The following is a 1,110-nucleotide window of genomic DNA, read 5'->3' as shown; positions in this document are numbered from 1 at the left end:
ACCTCGCCAAGGTCGGCCGTTACAAGATCAACAAGAAGCTGGGCGTCCAGGCCGACATCACCCAGGGCACGCTGACCGACGAGGACATCGTGTCCACCATCGAGTACATCGTCCGGCTGCACGCCGGCGAGGAGTCGATGCGAGTCGCCGACAGCGAGGTCATCGTCGAGATCGACGACATCGACCACTTCGGCAACCGCCGTCTGCGCACGGTGGGCGAGCTGATCCAGAACCAGGTCCGCCTGGGCCTGGCCCGCATGGAGCGCGTCGTCCGCGAGCGTATGACGACGCAGGACGTCGAGGCGATCACGCCGCAGACCCTGATCAACATCCGCCCGGTCGTGGCGTCGATCAAGGAGTTCTTCGGCACCTCGCAGCTGTCGCAGTTCATGGACCACATCAACCCGCTGGCCGCCCTGACGCAGAAACGGCGTCTGAACGCGCTGGGTCCGGGTGGTCTGTCGCGTGAGCGGGCCGGCTTCGAGGTCCGCGACGTGCACCCCTCGCACTACGGCCGCATGTGCCCGATCGAGTCGCCGGAAGGCCCGAACATCGGTCTGATCGGCTCGCTGGCCTCCTACGGGCGGGTCAACGCCTTCGGCTTCGTCGAGACGCCCTACAGGAAGGTCGTCGACGGCAGGGTGACCGACGAGATCGACTACCTGACCGCGGACGAGGAGGACCGGTACGTCAAGGCGCAGGCCAACACGGCCCTCAATCCCGACGGCTCGTTCGCCGAGGCTCGGGTCCTGGTGCGCACCAAGGGCGGTGAGACCGAGCTCGCCCGTGCCGAGGAGGTCGACTACATCGATGTGTCGCCGCGCCAGATGGTGTCGGTGGCGACCGCGATGATCCCGTTCCTGGAGCACGACGACGCCAACCGGGCGCTCATGGGTTCGAACATGCAGCGTCAGTCGGTGCCTCTGCTGAAGAGCGAGGCTCCGCTGGTCGGCACGGGCATGGAGTACCGCGCCGCGACCGATGCCGGTGATGTCATCACGGCCGAGAAGGCCGGTGTGGTGGAGGAGGTCTCCGCCGACTACATCACGGTGATGAACGACGACGGCACGCGGACGACGTATCGGGTCGCGAAGTTCAAGCGGTCGAACC

1 pseudogene is annotated in these 1,110 nt (G+C 66.5%); it reads left to right on the top strand.

What is annotated here, in order from left to right:
- A pseudogene (locus HHX35_RS42335) lies at window positions 1-1,110 on the top strand (DNA-directed RNA polymerase subunit beta); the annotation flags it as partial.

Origin of the sequence: Microbispora sp. H10830, from assembly GCF_014161375.1 — a bacterium.
Classification (GTDB): domain Bacteria; phylum Actinomycetota; class Actinomycetes; order Streptosporangiales; family Streptosporangiaceae; genus Microbispora; species Microbispora catharanthi.
Note: the sequence above shows the minus strand (reverse complement) of the source record. Positions and strands in the feature narration are given on the sequence as shown.